The organism is Desulfitibacter alkalitolerans DSM 16504 (assembly GCF_000620305.1).
Lineage (GTDB): Bacteria > Bacillota > DSM-16504 > Desulfitibacterales > Desulfitibacteraceae > Desulfitibacter > Desulfitibacter alkalitolerans.
The window spans coordinates 212,939-239,157 of sequence record NZ_KK211105.1 but is presented as its reverse complement, the minus strand read 5'-3'; the positions used below and the strand labels follow the sequence as shown (position 1 = coordinate 239,157).

At 36.3% G+C, this 26,219-nt stretch carries 22 protein-coding genes; 3 read left to right on the top strand and 19 right to left on the bottom strand.

Annotation, left to right across the window (positions count from 1 at the left end; genetic code table 11):
• Positions 1-40: 40 nt before the first annotated feature.
• The 5 genes from K364_RS0120760 to K364_RS0120740 all read right to left on the bottom strand — a co-directional run bounded on the left by K364_RS0120760 (position 41) and on the right by K364_RS0120740 (position 5,598).
• Positions 41-775: a demethylmenaquinone methyltransferase gene (locus K364_RS0120760; protein ID WP_028309596.1), complete on the bottom strand. Its 735-nt coding sequence runs from the start codon at positions 773-775 to the stop codon at positions 41-43.
• Positions 776-784: 9 nt separating this feature from the next.
• Positions 785-1,525 carry a polyprenyl synthetase family protein gene (locus K364_RS0120755; RefSeq protein ID WP_028309595.1) on the bottom strand — a complete coding sequence of 247 codons (741 nt, stop codon included), beginning with the start codon at positions 1,523-1,525 and terminating at the stop codon, positions 785-787.
• A 186-nt stretch (positions 1,526-1,711) separates the two neighbouring features.
• Complete coding sequence (gene speD / locus K364_RS0120750) at positions 1,712-2,095, bottom strand: adenosylmethionine decarboxylase (protein ID WP_028309594.1); 384 nt, start codon at positions 2,093-2,095, stop codon at positions 1,712-1,714.
• Positions 2,096-2,174: 79 nt separating this feature from the next.
• Positions 2,175-4,400: a hypothetical protein gene (locus tag K364_RS0120745; RefSeq protein ID WP_156946543.1), complete on the bottom strand. Its 2,226-nt coding sequence runs from the start codon at positions 4,398-4,400 to the stop codon at positions 2,175-2,177.
• A gap of 10 nt (positions 4,401-4,410) precedes the next feature.
• Positions 4,411-5,598: a glycosyltransferase family 4 protein gene (locus K364_RS0120740; RefSeq protein ID WP_028309592.1), complete on the bottom strand. Its 1,188-nt coding sequence runs from the start codon at positions 5,596-5,598 to the stop codon at positions 4,411-4,413.
• 269 nt (positions 5,599-5,867) lie between these two features.
• On the opposite strand from K364_RS0120740, the gene mntR reads away from it, so the two are divergent.
• Positions 5,868-6,350, top strand: a complete 483-nt coding sequence (gene mntR / locus K364_RS0120735) for a transcriptional regulator MntR (RefSeq protein ID WP_028309591.1) — start codon at positions 5,868-5,870, stop codon at positions 6,348-6,350.
• A gap of 63 nt (positions 6,351-6,413) precedes the next feature.
• On the opposite strand, the gene K364_RS0120730 is transcribed toward mntR, so the two are convergent.
• Positions 6,414-6,635 carry a YdbC family protein gene (locus K364_RS0120730; protein WP_028309590.1) on the bottom strand — a complete coding sequence of 74 codons (222 nt, stop codon included), beginning with the start codon at positions 6,633-6,635 and terminating at the stop codon, positions 6,414-6,416.
• Between the two features lie 258 nt (positions 6,636-6,893).
• On the opposite strand from K364_RS0120730, the gene K364_RS0120725 reads away from it, so the two are divergent.
• Together K364_RS0120725 and K364_RS0120720 are read left to right on the top strand one after the other, a co-directional pair.
• Positions 6,894-8,309 (top strand): sensor histidine kinase, encoded by a 1,416-nt coding sequence (locus K364_RS0120725; RefSeq protein WP_028309589.1) that lies wholly within the window; start codon positions 6,894-6,896, stop codon positions 8,307-8,309.
• 82 nt (positions 8,310-8,391) lie between these two features.
• Positions 8,392-8,982 (top strand): LysM peptidoglycan-binding domain-containing protein, encoded by a 591-nt coding sequence (locus tag K364_RS0120720; RefSeq protein WP_156946542.1) that lies wholly within the window; start codon positions 8,392-8,394, stop codon positions 8,980-8,982.
• Positions 8,983-9,229: 247 nt separating this feature from the next.
• Here K364_RS0120720 and K364_RS0120715 read toward each other — a convergent pair whose 3' ends face one another.
• The 13 genes from K364_RS0120715 to K364_RS0120650 all read right to left on the bottom strand — a co-directional run bounded on the left by K364_RS0120715 (position 9,230) and on the right by K364_RS0120650 (position 26,175).
• A complete protein-coding gene (locus K364_RS0120715) occupies positions 9,230-10,291 on the bottom strand; it encodes an ADP-ribosylglycohydrolase family protein (protein WP_028309587.1) in 1,062 nt (353 codons plus the stop codon).
• Between the two features lie 300 nt (positions 10,292-10,591).
• Positions 10,592-12,346 carry an IS1096 element passenger TnpR family protein gene (locus K364_RS0120710; protein WP_028309586.1) on the bottom strand — a complete coding sequence of 585 codons (1,755 nt, stop codon included), beginning with the start codon at positions 12,344-12,346 and terminating at the stop codon, positions 10,592-10,594.
• A 237-nt stretch (positions 12,347-12,583) separates the two neighbouring features.
• The gene (locus tag K364_RS25090; protein ID WP_035270582.1) at positions 12,584-12,847 is read right to left on the bottom strand and encodes a PIN domain-containing protein; all 264 of its coding nucleotides are present in this window, start codon (positions 12,845-12,847) and stop codon (positions 12,584-12,586) included.
• 234 nt (positions 12,848-13,081) lie between these two features.
• On the bottom strand, positions 13,082-13,852 hold the full coding sequence (locus tag K364_RS0120700; protein WP_028309585.1) for a DUF6904 family protein: 771 nt from the start codon (positions 13,850-13,852) through the stop codon (positions 13,082-13,084).
• A gap of 452 nt (positions 13,853-14,304) precedes the next feature.
• Complete coding sequence (locus K364_RS0120690) at positions 14,305-14,583, bottom strand: phospholipase D-like domain-containing protein (protein WP_028309584.1); 279 nt, start codon at positions 14,581-14,583, stop codon at positions 14,305-14,307.
• 29 nt (positions 14,584-14,612) lie between these two features.
• Positions 14,613-14,939, bottom strand: coding sequence for a type II toxin-antitoxin system HicB family antitoxin (locus tag K364_RS0120685; protein WP_242841761.1), 327 nt, complete (start codon positions 14,937-14,939; stop codon positions 14,613-14,615).
• A 63-nt stretch (positions 14,940-15,002) separates the two neighbouring features.
• Entirely contained in the window at positions 15,003-15,152 is a 150-nt protein-coding gene (locus K364_RS26470) for a hypothetical protein (protein WP_169734774.1), read from the bottom strand.
• Between the two features lie 360 nt (positions 15,153-15,512).
• Positions 15,513-16,517, bottom strand: coding sequence for an HNH endonuclease (locus K364_RS25085; protein ID WP_051534281.1), 1,005 nt, complete (start codon positions 16,515-16,517; stop codon positions 15,513-15,515).
• 297 nt (positions 16,518-16,814) lie between these two features.
• Positions 16,815-17,879: a DUF6765 family protein gene (locus K364_RS25080; RefSeq protein WP_051534280.1), complete on the bottom strand. Its 1,065-nt coding sequence runs from the start codon at positions 17,877-17,879 to the stop codon at positions 16,815-16,817.
• A gap of 35 nt (positions 17,880-17,914) precedes the next feature.
• The gene (locus K364_RS0120665; protein WP_028309582.1) at positions 17,915-19,276 is read right to left on the bottom strand and encodes a TIGR02679 family protein; all 1,362 of its coding nucleotides are present in this window, start codon (positions 19,274-19,276) and stop codon (positions 17,915-17,917) included.
• Between the two features lie 28 nt (positions 19,277-19,304).
• Positions 19,305-23,489 carry a TIGR02680 family protein gene (locus K364_RS0120660; protein WP_028309581.1) on the bottom strand — a complete coding sequence of 1,395 codons (4,185 nt, stop codon included), beginning with the start codon at positions 23,487-23,489 and terminating at the stop codon, positions 19,305-19,307.
• Positions 23,482-24,672, bottom strand: coding sequence for a TIGR02678 family protein (locus K364_RS0120655; protein ID WP_028309580.1), 1,191 nt, complete (start codon positions 24,670-24,672; stop codon positions 23,482-23,484). The genes K364_RS0120660 and K364_RS0120655 overlap by 8 nt, the downstream gene beginning before the upstream one ends.
• A gap of 27 nt (positions 24,673-24,699) precedes the next feature.
• Positions 24,700-26,175, bottom strand: coding sequence for a TIGR02677 family protein (locus K364_RS0120650; protein WP_028309579.1), 1,476 nt, complete (start codon positions 26,173-26,175; stop codon positions 24,700-24,702).
• Positions 26,176-26,219: the final 44 nt, after the last annotated feature.

Here is a 26,219-nt window from a genome sequence, read left to right as displayed (position 1 = left end):
ATTGGCCAGAAGCAGAAAAAGGCGCCAAAGGGCACCTCATTTATTCTGGTACAGTTCCTACATGTACAGCAACTATTCCACCTGTAAGCTCAATATAATGGGGGTTAATCAGTCCCACATCCCCAAATAAATCTCTTATTTTGTCCTGATGAGGAAAAACCTTTAGTGAATTTGGAAGATAGGTATAAGGGCCATCCTTGCCTATTCCTAGTTTACCCATTATGGGAACTAGATGATTAAAATATAAATAATATAACTGTTTAAACACAGGTGCCGATGGCTTTGCTAATTCAAGGGAAACAACCTTTCCACCAGGCTTGACTACCCTTTTCATTTCTTTAATAGTTTTTTCGATAGATGGAACATTTCTTAAAGCAAAACCAATTGTAGCACCATCAAACTCATTGTCTGGAAGTGGTAGATTTGTAGCATCACCTTTAAGCCATCTAATATTATTCTTGTATTTCTCGGGAGTTTTTTCTAAGGCAATTGCCAGCATCTCTTCACAAAAGTCAACTCCCACAACTTCCCCTTTGCTGCCTACTCTTTTGGCCTGTTCAAAGGCGAGCTCACCTGTTCCACAGCAAACATCTATTCCTCTATTACCTTCACTTAGACCTGTTTTATCAACAGTTATTTTCCGCCAAACCTTATCTCTATTGAAGCTTAGAACTGTATTCAGCAGGTCATACTTTGGAGCAATTGTTGAAAATATAGAGTGAACATATTCTTCTTTTGAGCTATAGCCTTTTGGTAGTTTGAATTCTTTAGTCATGTGATTCCCCTAGCATACTTTACTATTGACTTCCAATATACTTGCTTTAAAGTTGTTCACCATTTGTTGAAAATTAATAACTTTTTCTTTGTTTTTACTTAAAGAGTTTATAATGGGTATTTGTTCTTCTACTTCTTCTATATAATTTAATACCTTTGATACAGCTGGTTTTTTGTCTTCGAGTAAACCAAAAATCAACCCCAAAATAAACCCGATTTCTTTTAAAGAGTTAACAGCTCTATCTGGTGCTTTTGCGAAATTGGCTCCCAGGGCACAGGATATTTCTCCTAATGAAGCACTTTCCTTAGAAATAGTGCTAAGATTACTGCTTTTAATGGAATTATTCTCAAAACGTTCCATACTTCCAAGCTGCATTGTGCTAATGGTTTGTGAAAGGGGACCCAACCACTCTATCATATCATATTTGCAAAGATTTTGGAAAAACATGGAGAATAAGTAATCTCCAACTAGTACAGGGTATTCTGGCTTATCACCTTCATATTTATGAATCTCTGAAGCCAGGTATATTAATTGAATTATAGCTGCCATGCTAATAACCTTAACATTTGTGTCTCTTTTGAATAATGAGTAACTTAAAAGGAATAATTTTGGGTAAAAATGTCTCTTTTTATTGTCTATGTTAAACTGGGTTAAATCCCAGATACACTTATTTCTTATATTAAAATCCTTTAACAGCATCTGGTCGGATAATGTAAGCTGATTGTCTAAAAAATTAATTATTGTGGCCATTCAGCCGCCCCCTACTAACATAATCTTTAAGTAAATATATATTCTCTTAATGAGGAAGGTTTCCTGCTTTATTTATTAAATTTTACATTGCTCCTTAATATAAAAAGCCCTACAATACCATTTTATACGGTACCATAAGGCAAAACTAACCTTCATTGTATTTGATGAATAAAATAAATATCCCTCCTATTGATTTACCGCCTTTTTACCACAGGAGAAGCTATTATCAATACCCCTTAGTACTTCCTTGCATTCCACAGATTGGGCTTTAAACATCTCCGTTAGGTAATTACAGGCATCCCACGGATCAACCGTTTCACCACATGTAAAAACATCCACTGCAGCGTAACCCAACTCTGGCCAGGTATGAATTGCCAAATGTGATTCTGAAATAACCACAACACCACTTACTCCTTGTGGGCTGAACTTATGAAACACTGCTTCTCTTACCTCTGCTCCAGCTTCTAAGGCAGCTTTCACCATAATTCTTTCCACTTTTTCAGCATCATTTAAAATGTCGAATTGACATCCATAGATTTCAGCCAGGATATGGCGACCCAATGCGTTCAATTATCATTCCTCCTATCCAAGATTAATACAAGCTCAATTTTAAACCACCTAAATATTACTGTCAATGAAATTTTTATGATTATTGTACAATTTTCTCGTTATTATACAGTCGTCCTCCAAGATACAATAAGGGTGCAACAGCGTAGATTAACATGGTAGCAGCTGCCACTATGCCAGAGTCATTAACTAGTAAAGCTGCAATACTTGCCAATATAATGGCATACAACCCATGATATATTTGTGAAAAGCTGGCTTTAAGCTTTTGAATTAAATATATAGGCTTAAAGAAAGCAACAATTAGAGCTGCCATGGCCAGGAGGAAAACCCTACTCCATATTGTGTAGCGAAATAGCTTTATATTCATGCCTATTTTCCTAACAATTATCTCATATACTGGTTGAATACCTTCCACTAATACCATGGAAGCTGTTCTGCCAAAATGGGACTGTAGGCTGGCATCTCTCATACTATCTATTACTGCTAGTGACAAAACACAGGCTATGCCAAATGCCCCTGCTGCTGCAACTTGGAAGATTGTTAACCTTTCCAAAAATAATTGATGTATTAAATAACTAAACCCCACCACTGCTGCAATTGTTCCTCCCAGGTTGCTCCCCCATGTTGGAGAGGCAATCAAATAGACTACCACAAGTAAATATACGCTGCTAATTCCCAGTACATATTTATTGTCTTTAAATCTATCAAGAAGACCGCTAATACCTATTATACTTGATCCTATTAATACTCCCACAAATTCATTACCAATTCCATAATACCTGGCACCTGCCAGAGGATCATAACCCAATGTAGATTTTTTTATCAATTGTGCTCCCATATACAAGTCAATCAAGATTGCTGCAGATGTAAAAAGACCTATTAAAATAAATGGGCTGAGAGAATGGTTGTATTTTTTTGTTTTCAAAAGCATCTCCAGCAGCAGAGAAACAGACAATAGGCCAAGGGTCAGAAACAGGCATGTAGTAGTATATGCAAATAGTGATGTTGTAGGAACCAAACCAACTAGAAGAAGCCCAAAAGGTATAGACATTAAAAATAGTAAGGGAAGCCTTAAATACAACAGAAGTCTTGGGATAAACAACATCATTATCATGGCTGCGGATAGAGTAATTATTTGCAAAGAAATGTACCCTTTCACCAGGGTTGGGCGTGTATTATAAATAAACTGCATGGTATGATTCATGTCTGCCAAATAATCTAAGGTTTCATATCCCACCATCTGTGATGTAACAGGTCTGCCTATAAAGTGATGCTTGCTATCCAAATTAAGACTAGAAATAATTGTAGGCAGAATGTCTATATTTGATACAATCCCTTCTCTTCTTGTGCTTGCACTTGTTAATAACCCAGGTTCTACTCCCTTTCCCCATAATATTATTGGGACCATAAGATTACGTAGTCTATTCTGTTCACGAGTGGGTGCTGGACTTAATATAATTAATAAATCTTTATTAGGGTCTAAATCTTGGATTAAATCAGATAGAAACGAGTCCTGCAATTGCACAATGTCATTTTTAGTTTTTTGAAACTGTTTTTCATCGGCCATTTCTTGTACAAGATGAAGTCTGTTCCAATCCCCTAGATCAACTCCAATTACAGAAGCATTACTAGAATTTTTAAATATTGAATGTATTCTATTATAATCACTAATATAGCTTAATGGTCCTAAATCCATCTCACTAATTGTATCAAAATAAGCTGCTGGGATTCTTCCCGTGCTATCCATAAACATCAAAGCCATTTGATTCTGAACTAGACCCATATAACCACTATTTCCAATAAATACCGAGGAAAGACCATTTTCGTTTAATATATTGCCCAATCTTCCCCAATGACGTTTTTCTGAATTTCTAACTTTCTTGGATGATTGTGCAATATCCAGGACTACACCTCCACCATTGTGAGGCGTTTCTCCCACTAATCGCTCATATATGCGGCCTGCCTTCTCTCCATTATATAAATCAGATGTAGAGTATATTAGAGGTGATGCATTACCCCATTGACTAGTTATGCCTGAACCAATGGTTATGAAGCCATTTTCTCTGGTTCGAGGTCCAGCTGTACTGGTATTCATTAAACCAATAGAGCCTTCTCTAATGATCTTTCTAAGGTTGTAAAAGGGGTAATTTTTTATTTCTTCAATAGTTAAACCTCCCAAATCAATAATAATTACTCGGGAGGCACGTATTTCTAAGTCAGCATTTTTAGCAGGAGATGGGCTGTTAATTCCCAACACCAGTAAAATAAGAATTGCTAACAAATATAGTTTATGCAATATCATTCTCATTTGTAACCCCTCAATAGTTTAAATTAGCAGCAGCTTCTTTTTCAATAGTTTCTGCTATTTTTAGACCCTTTGATAATAAAACCTTTTCGTAAATCTTTTCAGTATCCTTGATCATTTTATCTAAAGTAAATCTTTCTTCAACTATCTGCCTTGCCGTGTTCCCCAGTCTTTCAGCCTTTTGTCTGTGAATTAACAGCTCTAATACACTACGGGATAATCCATTAATATCACCTTTTTTAACAACAAGGCCTGTTTCTTCGTTGATTATCAATTCTGAAAGACCTCCGGTATTGTAAGCAACAATTGGTCTTCTGGACGCCATTGCCTCAAGGGCTGTAATAGACAGTCCTTCGCTTAAGGATGGAATTACAAGAACATTTATTATAGGAAGCAGCATAGGTATATCTTTTCTATAACCACAAAATATTATACGGGCTTCAATACCCATATCATAAGCCTGGTCAACTAGGGCATCCCGTTGTGGCCCGCTTCCTATTATAAGAAATTGACAGCCTGGAAGCTTTTTACTTACTGTGTCAGCCATTTTTAAAAAGTGCTGCACTCCCTTTTGAGGTATTAACCTTGCTATCACACCAACTACTGGCTCCCTAATATCTAAATGTAACGCTTCCTTAGCAGCATTACAGTCCAACATCATTTCAAAGTCCTTTAAATTAACACCATTGTATACAACAGACATCTTGTCTGCTGGAATGCTTTCATGAAAACAAACATTGTCTGCCAAAGCTTTGGAAACTGCAATGTAATGATCAGCCTGTGGAATCAACTGTCTTTGGAAATAGGAAAATAGCTTGCCCTTCAACCAGGATGTTGGGAATTGATAAACAAAATTGTGTATAGTACTAACTGTGCAAAGAGTTCCACCGAATCTTTTTGCTGCCAGTCTTGCAAGCACACCAGTCTTAGTTCCATGTGTATGAAGAATATTTGGTTTTTCCATGTTAATAATGTGCATCAGTTTATTTAGAGCTTTTATATCTCTGCCAGGAGTCAGATTTTCAGTTAACTCCAGATTATAAACCTTGCATGCTGTGTCCATTTTTGCAGCAACTGTGGCTGGGCATACCAGTACTGATTCATAAATACCCTGGTTGACATGCTTTAGCAAATTTTCCACATGGTTTTTCATGCCGCCTTCAGCAGGACGCAAAATATGCATTACTTTAAATGTAGTCATTTTAATAACCTCACTTTTCTTTTCATTACTAATATACCCATGATTTTTTAGCCAATATGTATGAAGATTTTTCATTAGTTGTGGTAAAGTTCTAAACATGAAAAAAAAATGCTATGGTTATTCCAGTAAATCATTGATATGACAAACAATTTTATTATTTTAATAATTTAATAATGGCAGAAATTGCAGACACAAAGCTAAAATTTTTAGTTCTGACTAACAATTTTTTCGAATAAAACAAATGTAAGAAAACTGTTTTGGAGGATAAAATGAATAAGAAAAATGAAGAGTTTTATACTGCTCGTGGCTATGAAATCAGTGCAGGAGAAAATGCATTAACTCCTAGCATGGAGGATTATTTAGAGATGATTTATAGACTAAGCCATGACATTGGATATACAAGGGTAAATGAGCTTGCAGATAAGCTTAATGTGCAGCCTCCTTCAGTTACAAAAATGATTCAAAAGCTAAATGAAAAAGCTCTATTAAATTATGAAAAATATGGTATGATCCATCTCACAGATGAGGGTAAAAAACTGGGAAAGTTTTTTTTAGAGAGGCATAATACCCTTAAGGAATTTTTAAACCTGATTGGAGCTAATGACAACCTTCAAAAGGATGTTGAAACCATGGAGCATTATATAAGCTATAATACCTTTGAGGTAATTTCAGCATTGGTAAGCTTTATGCAGGAAAACCATGAATTTAAAAATAATTTCAGTATTTATAAGGAAAAGTTCCTTAACAGATAAAAAAAATTCCTCCTATTAAATAGGAGGATTTACCGTTATAATTTTAACTAGCATGATTGAGAACTAGTTCTTTAAATCTGACAATATATTTTTTAATTGATTTATCTCTTCTTTAGAAAGTGTTACTCCCTTTCCCATTTTTTCATGCTCAGGATCCCATTCTCGAATATCGTATTTTGCCTCCCTGCCATTCCAACTGATCAAATTTAGCTCTTTTTTCCATCCCTTTGCATTTTCTGATAACGAACCCAAGTGTTTAATGATTTCAAATTTAAAATCTGCCATTACTTCAACCTCCTTTCACGAACAAATGTTCTATAAAGATATAATATCAGGTATTTGTAATTTGTAAAGGAAAAATATGAAATTTTTAACCTATTTTTAATCTTTTAACCCTTATTTTTGCAACAATAAAGGTTAAACATGATTGGCATGGTACTCATTCTTTTCTTTAGCATAACACTATCATAATTTTACAATTCATTGAACTTTCATAATATCAATAATATAATTAAACAAACATCATATTGCTGGAGGAAGAAAATGGGGATTTTTACTGATAAAATGATAATAACATATTCTTTTTACGGACTAGCCTTCTTTACAATGTTTATTGTAATTGCATCCCAGGTCAGAAAAGACAGCAGCTTTATTTTAGCTAAACCACTCTGGTTTTTATCATTATTTGGCTTATTTCAGGCCCTTGCAGAGTGGAGTAAAGTTGCAAAACTACTTCATATCTATGGCATTGCCCTGTTAGATATTTTCACACTCCATGTTCTTGATGTTTTAACTATTGGAATTTCTGCTGCTTTCCTTTTTTTATTTGGAATTCACCTAATAATTGCTTCTCGGGGCAAGTTTTTTCAGTTAAAATATTTGCCTCTATTAATTGCAATTTTATGGTTTGCAAAATTTATAGTATTAGATCTAATTATTTTTCCCACAGATAATCTTCGTCTTTGGAATGCTGAAAGTATAGCCTGGTCAAGATATTTATTAGTTCTTCCAGGGTCTATTTTAGTAAGTATAGGCTTAATTCTTCAATTACCTATATTAAAAAGGTTACATTTAAAATCAGCTTATTACCATTGCTTGGGAGCCGCTGTCACATTTATTGCTTATGGTTTTTTTTCAGGTCTAATAACCTTTCCCGTAGACTTTTGGCCAGGAACTGTTTTAAATTCTGTTACTTTCGTAAAACAAACTGGTATATCTGTTCAACACATCAGGGCTGTTTTAGGCTTATTAATGGTCTATACTATTATTCGTACAATAAACATTTTTAATGTGGAACAGCATAGACGTTTAGAAGAAGCTGAAAAGCTTAGCGTACTTATGAAAGAACGGAAACGTTTTTCTATTGATTTACACGATGGTGTTATTCAGTCAATTTATGCAGCAGGTTTATGCATAGAAACCATTCAAAATACACTTAAGCATGGAGATTTAGAAAAGGCAGATCAGCAGCTGGAAGCCGTTAAGAAAAGGCTTAATACTGCTCTAAATGAGCTTAGAAGCTATATTGTAGATTTAGACAAAGAAACTGAGGGTAGTTTACAGCATTTATTAACAAATCTAATTCATGAGTTTCGTAGTATTTCCATGATCAATATTGACCTGATAGATGAAACAAAAGAGGTGCTTTATTTACAACAAGCACAAGAAAATAACGTTTTTCATATAGTCCAGGAAGCCTTGTTTAATGTTATAAAGCATGCAAAAGCTTCAAAAGTAAAGATTATCCTTGAGGAAGGGACTGGTAACAAAATAACTATTAGAATAATTGACAATGGTATTGGTTATGACCCTAAAGAGTATTTGAAAAACGGCCTTTCTAATAGAAAAGGATTAACAAATATGCACTATAGAACTGAACGATTAGGAGGGTCTTTAACAGTTAATACCCAAAAAGGAAAAGGGACAGAAGTAATTCTTCAGTTTAAAAAAGGAAGCTAAAGTGTGTCTGTGTTGGTGTTATCTTTTTTATTCAACTATTAACATATTTTAACATACAATGTAGTAAGCATTTTGTAAGGAGATGATACCTTTGGGTAATGATAAGTTTACACGCACGAAACATCCTGTAAGAGATGACCAAATCCCGCAACCGCCCAAAAAATGTTACGGTCAGCTTTATAAGATAAAGCCTACCCAGACAATCTTTAGTATTGCTCACAAATTCGGAGTAACAGCTGAAGATATTCTTGACGCGAACCCACAGATTGTAAACCGAGATCTTATTTTTGTGGGTCAATTAATATGCATCCCTGCTGGTACGCCTAAACCCAAACCTGTTTGCGATCTCCGTGTACTTACACTAAGTTTCTTGACAGAAGATGGTCAACCACTGCCTGTAGTTGACGGAGCTGTCCAGCTCAGTGCTCGAGTAATTATTCGGCCTACATTCAATCGTCCTGTTTCCCGAGCCTTCTTTTTCCTCGAGCCTACTGGTACTGAAACCTGTGAACTTGCCAGTCTCATCGGTATAGATTGTCCCAGTGCTGTTTCTGGAGTTGCTGAGATTCTATGGCAGGTACCCCCAGGTACTCTGGGTCGTGTTTTTGTTGTGGCATGCATCGATAGTTGTTGTGCTAAGTCCGATGAAGTCCTTGTTGTCCGGAATTCTTAAAAAATTACTCCCAAAAATCAAACCGCAAAGGTAGAGGTGTCCCCTTAATATATTTAACTTAACTGCTGCCCTTTTATAGGATCAATCGTAATACTCTACATCCTACAAGTTCATGAGCAACTTCGCTTTTACCAAAACTCAGCAAATTACTAAGGTAGAACTTGGTCTTAACTGTTTATCATCGCCTGCTATTATACATCTTTGACCTCTATAGATCGTAGGAATTGCATTCTCAAAGTAAATTTACCTATTCACGGTTAAAAGCTTTTTCCGACATATTAAAAAGTTTACTACTCATATCTACAATCAAGTCCTGGAGTTCAATATTTTCTATCCATTCTTTTGGTATAACTTCCATTCCATAATACGCCCCTAGAATATTGCCACAAATAGATCCTGTTGAGTCACTATCACCATCATGATTTACAGCCATAATTAGTGCTTTCTGGAAGTCAGATTTTTTCAATGCACAATACAAAGCGATGGCTATTGCCTCCTCTGCAATCCAACCCTCGCCAAGTTTTTCTATTGCCATTTCGGTGTTTGTACTGTCATTAGAAAGTGTAATGGCATTCTCCATTGCACTTAATGTCTCTTGATGATTAGTATAACTCTTTAATATTTTTATGGCCGACATTGCACTTTCAATTATGCTCTTTCCATTAATTAGCTCTGCAATTAATGCTGCAAGTACTCCAGCCGAGAGATAGCCAGTAGGATGACCGTGGGTAATTGACGCAGTCTCAGCACCAATCCTAAATGCATGTTCTGAATCTCTATGTAGAAATAACCCTACTGGTGCAGCTCGCATTACTCCTCCACAGCCTTTGCTGTTATTAATAGGCTGTTCTATTGTCCCCATTTGACCGCTACTAAGTGCTGTTAAACAGGTATTTCCTGGTGCCCTTTGATAAAACAACTGCTTATAGTCAAGGATACTATCTATTTCTTCATGTGGGTGTCGTCTGAGCCAAAACATATCATCTTCAGTAGGCATTTTTCTGGTTTGAGTGTAGTACCATCTAAGATATGATTGGTATACTCCATTTCCTGCATAAGAACCAATTCCTCTCTGACTACAGCGATCATATGCCCACATTAACCCATCCGCAGTAAATAATGTCATCTGTGTATCATCAGAAATAATTGCCTTACCAATTGCTTGGTTTATTTGTAAATCAGTTATCCCCTGCTCTCCAAATTTAGATTTTATTTCGGCCAAGCACATGAACTCAACACTATAACCAAGAGCATCTCCAATTGCTCCACCCAGCAGGGAAGCTATAAACAAATCTTTTCTATTCCTCATGGATCACACTTCCTTAGCTAATAATTTTATCTATGTAGCAATATTCCACATCGTTTGCACTTCTTGTTATTCTTTAATAAACTTCTGTTTCATCTCCTATTCTTCTTACATGTGGAAAATCCTGCTAGGTCACTATTTCTTTAATAAAGGGAACTCCCTTTTTCAAAAAAATTCAAATTCTTCAACATTATTTGTGATCACTATGTTATCAAGTAACATCTTCTGAGTATTCATAAAAAAAATTCAATAACTATAGCCATTGTAAAAGAACTTTCATCATTCAGATGCCCGACAATGTAATTAATCATACCACGCGTATTGTTCTGGCCCCTCTCCTTTAGACTCGATTATCTCAGGCTTTAATGGAACTGGTCCGGTTTCATCAATTTCAAGGAGAGATATCTTGAATTTCCACATATCGCCAAAGTCAAACAGATAGGAAAATTGTTCTCCGGGATAGAAGTGGCAATCTTCCAGAATAACCTCGTCGGTAAAAGGCCCATTTTCATATCCCATGCTGTTTACTCCACTGACAGGACGTTTACCCTCATTGAGGTAAAAAGCATATAGATGATCGTTGTCAAATTGAAAAGCATCCTGAATAGCCAGGTGCAAATCTTCCAAGGTGCTTTGAGAGGATATTTTGATTTTTCGCCAAATCTTCTTCGTCAGAGCCACCTTGAACATATATGCACCAGCAGTTTTTTTCCTGCGAGCTTCCGACACCGTTTTTTGCACGGCACCTTGCGGAAACAGACCGGCTAGGAGGTGGTAAAATGCAGGTTCGTTTTCTATTTTCTTTTTAGTTGATTCAATATCCAGAAAATGCGAAAAACTCTTGGTATGTTTATAGTAGGGCATCCCTTCCATTACCAGAACATGGCTAATTTTCCGACCCAACTCGGTAGGAATGATTGTCTTTATCATAAGGTCATAGCTGTTTTTAGCTTCTTCAGCCCACTCAAAAGTACAAAATCCAAAACAAGAAAACCTGACGACAATTTTAAAATCAAAAGAGAAACAGTTGCAAATATACTTAGATTTATCGTAGTTGTCATATTCTATTCTTTCCCCAGGATTCGACTTTGCAAAAATAATGAGCAAGTTACGGACTAAATTTATCAAGTCATGTAATGAAAAATCATGGTACGATTTCTCTAAATCGTAATCACACCAGTAGGTTTTTAGGAGAAAAACATACTTTTCATAATCGTTTAACCACTCATAGCTGTCCAACCCCTCTGTTCGTTCCAGGTTTTTTTTGCCCGAGTCATCGACGATTTTCCTGTACAAGTTGCCTGCAAGGGCCAGGTGATACAACAAGTCCAGCGCGTAGTAGTGCTCTTGCTGGTAAGTAGGAGCAGCCACTTCTCTTTTAAAATGCAGCTGGGAGTTCAAGTTAAAAGCATCTTTTTTACCCAGTACTTCTTTCTTTTTAGATAACAGCGGCTTATTATCATCGATAAACCGGCAAAAATGGTCAAAATCTTTGACGATAGCCAGGTTGTCATCATTGTCTATTGTAAATTTCTCTGCATTTTCTTTCTTTGTTTCTTCATTACACAATAGTTCCTGATTTAATAATTCCAAATCGCCATATTCTCCAGATATCATTTCTTCCCCACATTCCCGGCAAACAATTTTGCTGGTAAAGTCTTCTCCGGGGATTTCTTTTTCATATAATGGTCCACCGCCACAAGTAAGGCAATTTTCTACATGCTCCCATATATCCAGTTCCATCTCATAGCACATTTTATACCAGAGGAGCAGCTCAAGAAATCCTTGTCCCAAACCGGTTTTTTCCATGATATACTCCAATTCGTCATCACTGCTATAGCTTCTTTGTTCGTTATCCATCTTCTCAAAAAAGTCCTCTGCACAATCAATTGCCTGGCTCACTGCTTCCGCCAGGTTCATGGATAAATCTTCAGTTTCCGGCCTGCCTCCCATGCGCCGGGTAATATATTGTTTTGCTTCTATGGAATCATATTCTTTTAATTCTTCATTTTCAACTGCTTCACTTAAACCTTTAATGATACTTTCACCTAGCTTCATAATATCACTTCCCTTCCAATTCCTTTGCTGTATTCCTACACCGATATTACACAAGTGTTTACGGTTTTATCTTTAGTAACAATATTGTCAATATGATCGGATAAGGAACAGAAGCGGCATCTACTACTATTTTAACCTTGCTCATACCTTTTCCTTCTCACTGCTTCAACTTCTTTAGTAATATCTTCAAAAGACATTGGTTCTTCCTCGCAGCGTTCGTTAGTCTTATCCAAGATATTATTTAATTTTATGTAGCTTTCCTGTAAAACGGTTAACAAGAACTGTATCTTTAACAGAATAGATTTTAATATTTCCATCTTTAACAGCCTTGCTCAGTTCATTGGAACCAGTATAATTTCTCCCACGACTAACAACCTCTTTATACACAGCTTCTGTTACATAAACTTCATCAAACACCTCCCATAATAAATAGACAGAATCTAATATCGCCAAGCCTATTATAGGGCTTGAATTGCAAACAGCTTTACCTAACTTTTTCATTTTAAATGCATTTCTTTCAGCATCTTATTTGTTACCTTATCATAATGTAATATTATACCAGTTATATTGCTTCTTATAAAAATACCAGAGAACTTCTACAGTTCTGACCTAACGCCTTTCTTCATTTGTCTACCTACATTATTGCACGCTTCCTTTAAAATTTTTACATCATAATTATCCTCTTTCCAGCAAGAGGTGTCAGGTCTTTATGATTCTAAATTTCAGGTCACTATGTTACCAAGTAACATCATCTGGGTATTCAACACCCTGTATACGTATATTTCCCTCACAGGTGCCATATTCTTTAGCTGCCTCTACCACAACCTTCTTTATTTCATTATGGTCAGTATCGCTGCTAAACTCTACAATTCTTTTGGCAATCTTATTAAAGTTCTTTAGTCTTTTTTCCCTATCCATGGCAATATATTTGATATTTAACAAGTCAATATATTGCCCTGCAATATTCTGGATATAAATATAGTCACTGTTCATAAGCTTTAACCATCTTGCAAATGCATTCTCAGAAAGTATTTCTTTAACACACTTCATTACCTCTCCTTGAAATCCTCTAATCGTTGCTATAGTGTCGTCCCAGATAACATTCTTATCAAATGCATCAGTAAAATAACTTTTTGATTTTGATAGCTCCTTATACCTAATTTTAACAAGCTCATTTAAGGCAAGCATCACAAAAAACATCTCAGGGTAAAGGTAATTACACTTGTAATAAACGTTCTTTTTAGGGGTAATGATTGAGTGGAACTTCATTTTGTCTTCGTCCATTTCATTATCTAATAGCTCTACCTCTCTATCACCCTGCAAAGCGTGTCTGACATCATAGCAAAGCCCTAATACCCGAGTTGAAATCCTAATATGCTTTGTATGCTTTTCTGAAAACTCATCAATAGTTATAGTATATAGTGCCTCCACTAATTTATCTAAATCATAGAAATCACCACTTATACTAACACCTGCTAGATTTTCTGTATTTCTAACTATTAACATTATTGCACCTTCTTCTTATATAATTTGCCCCTATAAATATTTATTCTTAAGAAACTCTTTTCACTAAAACATTCAGCCATTGTTGTGCTTCTTCCAGGTCTAACATCCTCCGTCACCCAAATTTTTATTAATTCCAATTCCTCATGTTTATTAAACACTTCACTAATTGTGCCTTCATTATAGTAGTTAAAAACCCTGCCGTTTCTAAACTCTTCTTTACTTCCATGCTTAAAGGAAGCATAAATGATGCCATTTATCTTGAGCGCCTTAATAAGCTTTGAAATAACGTTATTGATATGGTTTCGAGGCAGATGCAGCAGCGTTGCGCATGCCCAGATGCCATCAAACTCTCATATCTAGATAGTGTTTGAACAGTTGCAAAGCAGATATCTGTATTAATCTCTTTGACTGTACCACTAAAATAGCCTAGAGGTGCATAAGGTCTAACTCTTTTAAAGGAATCTGTCACTATAGAATCTAATGTTCAGATTGTCGCCTAACTTATCGAACAAATAGTATATAGCTGACGGCTCTGTTATGGACATGTATGTTCCGGTTATAATCTGCACTTCTGCCCCTCGATTTAATGCATCTTTTAAAAGTGGAGTAATAAGCTTAGTTCCAGATTCCATAAAAAATGAAACAATAATTCTTATTTTATCTGCCTTGGCAAAAGCTTCATCAAGGTATTCAATTAAGTGGTCGCTTTTTCCCACAATTGCATTAGTCATAATGCACCTCTTGCAGCAGCAAAGTCTTATTACTTGCTTAACTTATACATTGCATATTGGTTCAGAGATATTCCTTCCTTTTCTGCTTCAATGGCCAACTTTTTATGGAGGCTTTTAGGTAGTCTAACAACAAACTTTCCGCTATATCCATCATCAACCACAGGCTCAGGTATTGGATCATTATACTGTAATTTTACCTCTAGCCAACCCTCCATTGCTTCTAGTAGATTTTCGTAAGCTTCATTAAACGTTTCTCCTGTACTATGGCAACCATCTAGCTCTAACACCCTTCCGTAATAATAACTTCCACTTTCATCAGTAATTGGTTGTATTATATAATTATACGGTAAACTCATAAAGTACTTAATGTCTTTTTTGTCCATTGTTTCTAGGATGGGAGTTCCTACTTTTCTATTCTTCTAAGAATATCTTTTATATAGACAGCTTTTAAAGGATTTTTTTCTAACTAATTGATAACCATATTCCTTTAAAACTCTAGCAGCTTCATTGTATTTTATCCCGTTAGGCTGCCTTTTCATCTTGTCTATTATACTTTCCACTCCCACCACAAGGTCACCTCCTTGTAAATATAGTATCACATATGATATCATGAAGTCAAATTAGAAATACTACATTCCGCTTCCAAGATTATCGACATGATATTTGAACCACTGTCTCGGAGCCATTTTTCTGAAACTATTTACTATATGCCGAAATGAACATGCACCTAGTCGCTTTTTACAACCACAAGGACATAGTTTTTTGTTTGCAAGTCGTTTTTTCATTCCTAATAAATTTATTGCATCAATAACCTGCTCTGGAGTGTTAAGTGCAAATAATTCACTGTAATCATTAATAATACCAATTTCTCCATGAGCCAGTTTCTTTCATTTCAATAGTTTTATTTTGTTTCATATTCATCTGATACTCTAACCATTTGGCATAACCTTCAGGACTGCTAATATTCCAGTCATTCTTATTGCATTTCTCATCATTGACAGTTGAGCTTGTGCTCTAATCGTGTCATTACCAATAAAAGTGTGGTCAACTGTCAGTTCCCAAATTGATACATTATTACCTAATACGCTAAAAACTCGATCATGTTTAATTCTATCGCTTATGGAAATTACTAATGCAGGTTGATGGCTATATGTGGCTGGTTCCTTAATAATAAACTCAAATCCTTCAGGGTATTCCTGCCATTGCCATGTTTTTGGTTCTCTTATTGGTTGATACACATCAACCTCAACTTTATCTGTAAATAGAGCTCCCATTTGAATTAATAATGGCATTGGTGCTAAAGCAAAAACCGAAAAATGTACAGTATCTAGTTCCTCTATTCTCTGTTTAATATGTATTGAGAATATTGTCTTAAGATGGTGAGTTTCTGTATGCCAGAAATCAGGAGAATTATCTTGGTGAGAGCATGACATTGAAAGAATTATTGGCCGTTCATCTGCGGGGTATCGATTGGGAAACATTGCACTGAAAGCCTCATATTTATCGATGGAAGATTTTTGCTCGCTTATATTACTTCCATAGAAAACAACATAAGACTTTTTATTGGAGGAAATCCCAGTTACAGCTACAACCCTTAGCTCGTGATTCTGTTTCCATTCTTGTAGTAGAGAACTCGAGTATTTGGCTCCTTCTTTATCTTGATCAATAGTTTTATGACAGTCGTGACACATTAACATGAGGTTGTCTATATTATTTAATCCGTTTATATTAGTTTTAAACGGACCCCAACCACGCGGGCCATCCTCCGAAACAGAATAAATGTGAGCCTTTTCAGAAATATTGACTCTTTCTTGCGTTATTGGTGACTTATAAAGCAGACGATTGCATCCTTCAAACTGACAACGTCCTGCTGCACGAGCCCATAATTCTCGTTCGATTTCTTTTTTTATATTCCTAGTTACTTCTTTTGGCATATCGAAACACCTACCTAATATTCAGGTAAACAGCTTAACCAAATAGCTTGAGGCAAATTAAGTTAACCGTGAACATTGATTTATTCTTCAAAAGACATAGCAATAATATTAGTATAATTCTATTACTAATTGATACATTTGATAATACTACGAACGATTGTTTGTTTAAGTATATCAAACACATGTTCTAATTGGAATATATTCTTGATAAATTTTAATAAATGTTACTCTACCAGCTATAAATAACACTATAAATGTAACAGCTTGTGAGTACGCTAGTTTGAGTATATATAAGATCTACCAGTTTTTTAACTCCAATTTATTAAAGGTTGACATAAACAAAAGCGCTTCAGCTTCTTTTTGATGAGCCTTAACAGCCTCTTGAAATTTGTACCAGTTTGTTTCCTCATACTTGCCAGGTTTTTTCCAGGAGTATACATCCTTAAATGAAGTAATTGTATTAGAAATCGAACTCTTAATAAATCTAAAAACTGCCTTTTTCCCCCTCATTCGGAACCCTTTGATATTCTCGTTTACTGCCTCATCCATCCAATCATCCGGATCATATTCTTTTAATTTTATCCTTCCATACTCATTACTTAAAGCAATCTTTTTGTATCTCTCAATTCTAGCATCTCTATATTTATTTATTTGATCTGCTTCCCCAATTGCTTCACTAATATCTCTAACTAATTCATCTCTGTCTTCAGTTATCAAATCTTTTCGGCATTCTGGTTTGACATATAAACGGAGTTCTTCGAATAAACGTCCAGCAGCTTTTAAAAAGAGATCCTTGTTATTTCTTATTTCTAAAGAATTAACTAGTCTGCAGTCCTCCCAGGTAATGGCGGGTCGGTCTGGTTTATGTCCAGCACCAGCATGTCCGATTCTAGGAAGTGGTTTTTGTAGTAAATTCTTCATTGCATTAAATTCATCATAATATCCTGTAAAATTTTGATGGGCCCATGTATCTACAAAAGCATGGCTGGCTATACCAATTCTATAAATATTTCTACTATTGAATGCTAGTTCCAGAATTTTTCTAGCGTTATTGCTATCAGGAGTCGTATTTAGTGTATGAAGTTTACCGTCCTTTCGTCTAGCATTGTCTTCCAAAGGTTCTCCAGGTATAAAGTGAAAAAGAGGATAAATTCTGAACAGTCTGTTTTTTGGTTTGAGAATATTGATTGTTTGACTAATATAATTACTGTAGTAATTAGGGGACCCAATGTTAATCTCAAAAATAATGTCATTGTCATCTACATACTGACTTGAGTAGGCTAACAAATATGAATTCGTTGAACTAAAACCAGCTCTTAATGCTACTAAATAAGTTATATAATAATGAAATTCTTTGTCCATCTTTCTCCCTCCATTCGTATTACCCATTAATCTGTTTACACTTTGAAGCAGTCCAAATCGCTTATTAATAATGGAAGTAAATGTTCCTGGTAGCCTGCTCTGCAGTTTGCTACCATTCTTTCTTTTAAACTAATTAAATTAGGTGAATTAATAGCTTTTAATTTATTCACCCGTGATTGCGTTAGCGCGATATCAGAAAGACAGCGTTCATAATCGTCAACTGTATAGCGCCATAGTTTTAGAGCTGTGGGATATCTCTCTATAAGTCGCTGGGCCATTTGCAGCCCTTCTGGGTCAAAGTCACCTGAATAATAAAGGTCGATTCCGTTTTTAACTAGCTTATCCATTAACAATAGAGCTGCTAACTTAAATTGCCCATGTGTGCATATTATGGGCGGTAGATTTCCATTTTTATCAATAAACCAATCAACAATTTCAGAAAAAACACCAGAGTTTTCAACAATAAATACTGCTTTCTCACTACTGGTTCCAGTCTGCTCACTACGAATAGCAGCACAGTTTCCATAAGTGACTGGAACAAAGGAGGCAATCCTGACTATTTCTCTTAATGGAACGTTTAATACAATTTTATCCTTTATAGCCTCCTGCCACATAGGAATAACCAATCCATCTTTATGCCCCAAAAGACCTGCACAGGTTACAAAATTAAGGAGATCATCCCGAATAATATTAAAATTACCCAAAATCTCCGTCACCTGTTCTGCACTGGGAGTAGAAATAATTCTATATGATTTTTCTCTGTTTGATAATATAATTTGTAAAGCTAGAACAAGTAAACGTCCCCTATCTGAACTCAGGTCAAAAGCATGGGGATCCTTTGTTATTCGGCTTGCAAAGACAGGTAATCTTTCGTATCCCTCCGGCAATTCTTCCACCGCATTTAAAACCGTGTCAAGCAGAGCTTTTAGAAATGAATGGTCCTTATCATAAATCTGGTGAACTCCCCTGGTGCTGGAACCTTTGCTTTGTATGTAATCTAAAATTAGTCTGCTATTATTACCTTTGTGAATTTGTTTTAATTCAGCGAAAAAAGATTCTTTTTCCTGGCCATATTTCTCTTCTTTCTGCATACGTGTTAGCAAATTACCACCTGTAAAAGCGATAAGAAGGTCTTTTAAGTCCAGGTTGGCAAACTTTGTATTATTCAAGGCTTTTTGAAAATCAGCCAGAGAAATAGAAATATCTTCCTGATTACTATAGTCTTTTCCCATAATCCCTGATAAAGCTTCTCTCTCCTCCATGCTTGTTTTAGTGAGCTTGACAGTTCCTCCAATTCTACCTAAACTAATATAATTCTTAACAAAACTATCCATAAGCCTTTTAAAGCCCTCTTCACTGCGAAAAAACATTACCGCTTCCATAAGTAATTTACTCATAATGACCTCCACAACATCTTATACAAGACTAATCTGTAGGTAATTCCTCTTGCGGTCTCAATATTCGCCTAACTTTGCCATTCCAATAGTATCTAATTACTGTGACATAAGGGGCATTTTGAGGTCGAACAAGTTCATTAATTGATAAGGCAGGTACTGTATCATAATCGCCCCAAAGTGATTGAGAGTTAATAATATAGTTAAAGCCGAGACTCTCTGCCAAGTCAAACATATCCCGAATATTCTGCTCATCCACTCCTGCAAAAGCTTCATCTAAGGAGATAATAAATGGGGCATCATCTTTAGCCTCCAAGTAACGGGAATAAGCAGCTGAAAAAAGTGGTATATACATTGCCATAGCCTTTTCACCACCACTAAAGGTGAAAAAAACATGATTTGTAAGTTCTTTCTTTGTCTCCCCTGCTTTCTTATAGTAGAGGGTAAAGGAAAACCAACGTCTATAATCCAACATCTCTTTTATGACCTGGTGTAACGTTTCACCAAACCCCTTCTCAATCATAGACTCTTTGGCTCTCTCAATCTGCGAACGAAAATGCCTGGTGACCCGGTCAATATCATTCCCCCCAAGAAGCCGAGAATCTCTCCTTAGGATTTCAACCAGTTCTAAGGTATCCAATTCTTCTTCTCTTTCTGCCGTTCTTGGCTTCCATTTCAGTGAAAAGGTTAAGCCGTTTGATGTATCTCTTATTGCCATTAGATCATCAATCTGACTAACCCATTTTTCTGCCCTGTAGATGCGTGAACGAATTATCCTACCAACACTGTGCAAAATAATCTCTTCATAGAGTTCCCGATCCTTTTTGCTAAGGATAGTCTCTTGCAGCTCTATATCATTATTCATTTCTTCAAGTACAAAGTATGGGCTTACCCTTTTCCCAGCATATTCTAACATCAGTTGAAATCGACGTGACGTCTGAGCAAGCTGCTTAAACTTCAGTTGTATGGTATCATCATCTGTTTGCCATGAAAGCTCGTCAGTATTAATCTTTAATTCACAAATCACATCCTGGGATGGACGATATTCCACCAAAATTCCATGTTCTTGATGAAAAGTTTTATGCAAGCTATCGGAAACCTTTTCTCTATCTGATTCCTGCAGTAAATGGCCAACTTTTTGTAATAATCTGCCGGCATATTTTAAAGGATTGTCCTCCTTCTCGGTGAAAAGAAGATTCTTATCTTTTATTAGATTTAAACTTACTTCTTCTAAAAACACCTTTTCCCAAATCTGATGTAGTTCTTTTATTATTTGAATTCTATGGTCTTTATCCCCTATATCTTTATTAAGAGTTCCGATTGCATTGTAAGCATTGGTCTTTTTTTCTGTCATTTCAATCATTTCTTTGGGTATTTCCTTAAGTCGCTTTTCCACCCTGTTGATTTCTTCTCTAATCTCTTCTGCACCTAGCTCCTGGAGCTTTTTAAATACTTCTCCAAGCTGCCTATTATTAATCTCTAATTTACCTTGCAGAATATTAAGCTCACCTTTAAGCTCATCAACATCCAATTCTATACCATTCAGATTTTCTCTAGACTGGGCTAAAAGTTTGACACCATTTAAATATTTTTGATAGGAAATCTCAAGGCTTTGGAGATAGGATAAGTATTCTTTCATATGTTCCAACGCATCTACATATACTTCTTCCTTCGGTGACAAGGGCATGCCAATGACCAAATTACGTAATATTTCCTTAATTTCATTAAGCTTATCTAAATCCTGCTTTAGCTTTTCATTCACTTTCTCTACTACACCAATTTGATTTTTTACATTCCGCTTTAAGTCCAGATATGTATTAAATGCATATCTGGTATCCGTATCCATTGGAAAGGATGAATATTCATCCTCCAGCTTCATTTCTCGAACTTTTAAAACATTTTGATTTATGCCTAAAGCATCAAGCTCTCTCATCACCATTGCTAGCTCATCTGTCAAACGAGCTATAACCTGCCTTCGATAACGAAGTCTTGCTTCCTTACCAATGTAAATTGCCTGTTCCTCTCGTGGTGCATGTCCCTTTAGCAAAGATATACAATAGTGACCATTTTTATCCAATGCTGCAGCAGTTGCTTCACCTTGTGCTTCCCCTACTAAAATGCTCCTAAGTACACCGTCAATATCTTCAGCTGTTACTCTGTTATCACCCTCCATAGGAGTGGGATATAGGTAGTCTGCCAAAGTATGAGCAAGTATATGGGGTTTTGGTTTGAAAACCTTATCATGTTCAACTAGTCTCTTGGTGTATTTTTCAGGTATAATTAATGTATCTAATAATCCCATACAGGCAATAGCACCTTCAAGACGTTCTCTAATTTCCAAGGGAACATCCGCCTTAAATTCCACAGCTGCAAAAAACGGTAGATAAGGAACTTTTGCTTCTTCAAGCTGAATCCTATATTTCATAGTATCCAAATGACGTTCTGGCTCTGGATCTTTCTTGTTTTTCCATTCACTTATTTCATTTTCAATTCTGCCTTTTTCCTTTTCTTTCTCTCCGATCTTATGACTTAGCTCAATTTTTTCCTTCTCAATACTGTTTAAACTGCGCTGTTTGGCTTGAAACATAGGACTCCGTGCTTCTTCAAAAGAGTATTCTTCATACAGATTAGTAAAGGCTCGAATGAGTTTTAAAATTTCCTCATCAGTCATTATAAGTTCCTTATTTGCCTTTAACCATTGGTGAATGTTTGCTAGGAGCTTTTCTCTTTCTTCTTCGAAATAGTTATACCATTTCTTTTCTTCCTGTCGCAGCCTATCTAACTCTTTTTGGGCTTCCCCAACTTCTCTGTCTGTATCCTGGTACCTATTCATCGCCCTAGTCTCTTCCTGAAGAACTTTCAAGACAGTCTCTAGCTTCCTAAGATACTCCTTGCTTTCCTTTTTCCAAAGTTCAAAGTAAAATTCTTGTTTGTAGTTCTCCTTAAACTCAGTAGCTGCCGTTTCATGTTCCTGAAATTTTGCTTCCTCCCCTTCATGTTCTAGATCTATGAGAATGTCATTTATTTCCTTTTCAAAACCAGCAGTGCTTTCTTCTTCCTTGTCGATTCTTTTTCGCAGCTCAGTTTCCTTGGATAGCTTATGTGTAAGGGTATTATCTTTCTGCTGCCGTTGTTCTTCCATCTGTGAAATAACTTCTTCCAAACTAATTCGTTCTTTTTCAGCATCAAAGACAGCATGCTTGTTCAGAGCATTGGCTTCTGCTTCTAATGCTTGCTTTTCTATATCAAGTTCTTTTAGTTTATTGTCACATTTTTCATGTTGACGTTCGTGCTCAGATAGTTCTGTAGCGAGTTTTTCTTTTTCCTTCTGAATTTTACGCAAATCTCTATCTGTCTTAATAAAGCCGTCAGCCTTTTCAGCAAGCACAACCTGGTTATATTTATCATACTGGCGGCACAATCTTTTTAATGACTGTTGGTCTCTTTGAAGCTGGTCCAACTGCTGCTTTGTCTGATCCATATTCTCTATGGTATCGGACAAAGGTCTAAGTTCTTCATCAGAAAGGGCGGGCAAAGATTCATTTAGGATATCATAAATTACTGTAGGCCTAAAGTCCTTAGAAAGTTTGGGGCTCCTCAATTGAATCAAAAGCTTGATTAGTTCCTCATAAGCCTCAATTGATTCAAAACCAAATATGTATTTGTTAACTAGTTCCATGTATTCCCCTTGTCCGCGAACTAATCGTCCTCCCTGGCCTATTCGGTTTTCTAATTCCTGACGAGATAATGGAACTTTTACTTCCTTGCCATCTTCCCCACTATATTCAATATTGTAAAGCTGCAGCTGATGGCCAATTCTTCTGTTATCCTGTATAATAAAACCCCAGAAATCCATAGGGCTGTGGCGCTTAGCTCGTAATCCTATACCTGTTGTAATAAACTGCTCAAGCCCCTTGCGCTTGTATTCTAAATATAGGTAACCAGTCCGTTCGTCTCTATTTACAACATCTTTCTCACCTAACAGATAATCCTCCATTTTTCTGGATCTGGAACCGAAGGGATCTAACCTATCAGGTGCTTTACGACCATCTAATAGAACAGGAATGAGACTCTGCATTGTGACAGATTTACCAGAACCGTTGCTGCCCCTAAGAAGCAGCTTTCCATCGGAAAAATAGAAATCCTCCTCATCGTAATACCAAAAGTTTACAAGTCCAGCTCTGTTCAGCTGCCATCTCATTTCGTTATTAACCATTGCAAGCACCTGCCTCATCAAAGTCCTCAGGATAAACTCCTACAATACGCACCAGTAATGGGTGTAAAGAAATAACCTTGGTCTCTTTATCCTTAGACGCCATTTTCCAGCTAACCATGTATTCTAAAAGATCTTTAGCTATTTCTGATATCAAAGCCTCTCTATACTGCTTACTCCACCCTTTTCCAAAACGTTCTTTTAAAACTACTATCCATTTTTCATAATCTGCTGGCATTATATAAAAGGATCCATCATATTGGAGTGGTATTTCATCTATTTGCTGGCGCTCCCTAACATACCCCCCAAACTGTAGAGCAATATCTGCTATTGCTTTATTCTCAGGGAAAAGTGTCAATCTAGCCTTTCTCTCTGGCATAGATAATAATGCCGTATTACGATAGAGCTCAAATTGGAAATCAGTATGTTTTTCAAGGTCTTCCAAAATACGATTACGAAAGTTTCGCAAATAAATAAAGTCCTGGTCATTTGAGCCCGCAGAATACATAACAGGGGAAAGAAAAAGCTGGCGGTAGACCCTATGTCGTCTACTTACACCAGAATTTTCGTCGTTTCCATCCCATTCTGATTTAAATAACTCTTCTTTGCTATTTAGCCTATGTAAGTCCTTTGGATAAGATCGCATAAAATAACGACTAACCACAGGGACCTCATATAAAACCTCATAAGTTTCGGCATAACTGAATCCAGAAATATCACCATCTACAAGCTTTACTACACCCAAATCTGCAGCCAGTTGTAACACCCTAACCAATGACTTCCGATGTTCATAATGAGTCCAATCAAGACCTTCTTCCCCAGGAAATAGGCTTTGGAGTTCTTCACATAAATCAGATAAAAGGAATTGCTCATCAACATTTTTACCTTCTAGAAAAGCCAAGAGACAGCATAGTATGCTGTAGTCTTTTACTTCCTTAAAAGCATCAATACCCATCCATACCTCAGGTTCAGCTGGAATCTTCTCCAGTTTAGCAAAATATCTATGAACAATTAAATGAAGACCTAATTTGTCCATAAAATAGGCTCGAAGAGCATGCTCTCTTTCACGTACCATCTGATATATTTCTGGTTGTTCATCTCTCAGAATCCAAAACTGTTCCAACAGATACTGAGATGCCTCCTTGGCAGTTTCATCAAATTCTTGTCGTCTATTTTCCTGCTTCATTAACTCACCAACTTTATAGGTTCAAACCTATAGAAATTCTATCTGAAAATCTGGTATTTTAATAACCCCATCATTCCATTCTAGAGTGACTTCTTTACAACTTACCTGTACCAGTTTAATTGTGCGGCCATTTTCTGTTTTAGCCATCATATCCTTACTTCCCATGCACTTTCCGATCCAATTCAGTAGTGTTTTACGTATATAAGGATCTTTAGAAGTAATATTCTTTAAATCTATCTTATCGTTATTGACCACTTGGTCAATTAACCTTTGCTCTGCCTCCCTTTCTTGCATAAATACTTCCATTGTTTCTTCCTTTTCCTTTTTACGACTAATAATTGCGCCTGTTCGTGTCTTTTCTCTATAGTTCCGGATGCGTGGTTTAAGGGTCACTTTGATAGGTGGCTCGTCCCAGACTTCTGCATATATGTCTTCAGTTTTCTTGACATCAGCATACAAATGTCGGGTGTGAAAAGATCCAAATACATAAGAGGATAGTAGGTGAGCTTCTTTTATGGTATTACATCGGTAAAACCAATTTGCCAGGTGAAGGTAGTCCTTACGCCTGCTTTTAAAATTATGGTGTTTTTCTCCTAATCGTTGGGCGAAACGGGTCATGCGCCGAATAGTCTCATTAGTGGCTTTCTGTAAATAAGCCATGTCACTTTCCTGCCTTTCTTGGGTCATAAACCATGCTGATATACTCTGCCACTGGTTTAGATACTTCTCTACCAGAATCTCTTTGCTTACCTTTTCCTCTAAACGAGGTATGCTTAGATAATATTCGGCCAACTTTTGTGCCACTTCTTTAATAGAATCCTGTTGGGTTTCTGCAATCAAGGATTCTATTCGAAAAGCTGTTCTCTGTAAAGAAGTCATGAAATTGCGCAGATAATTGGCAACAGAGTCTTTATATACCAAAAAGGCTTCTGTCATCATTATTTCTTCTACTTTTTCACTTTCTAAATGTGCTAAATAATCTGTAGCATTTTCTGCTAACTTGCGAAAATTGTCATACATCTCTTCCCATAAACTAAATAGGTTTTCCAAAGGCAAATCCTTGACTGCCTCTTTTGAAGTAATTTTCATTAACGAGTTAAGCAGGCGATCAAAAAGGGTCTTTTCCAAGGATCCTCCAAACGCATCACCTTTGTCCTCAAGGGAAACAACCATTCTTTCAATCTCAACTGTGTAAGGGGTGCACTGGTAACGAAACTTTTTCCTCTTAAACTCTTCAATTGTAGTAACTCGTCCCATGTCCTGACGAGGAATCAGATTTTTCCACTCGACCAGTTGATTTAAATCCTGCTGGAGCTGTTCCATAGTATATTTATGAAAATACGGATTTTTCTTTAAATGCACATAGACTTCCTCAGGGAATAAATAATGGCGCAACCTTTCATGTTGTTCATAAAAAAACCGCAGAATAGACCGATAGCGCCAAGCATTTTCTGTAGTAAGATAATTTACTTCAATTAGTTGTTGAAAAAGCTTTTCGTCCATAACAAACTCCCCCAAGGCACTTAGTATTACATAGAAGCAAACAG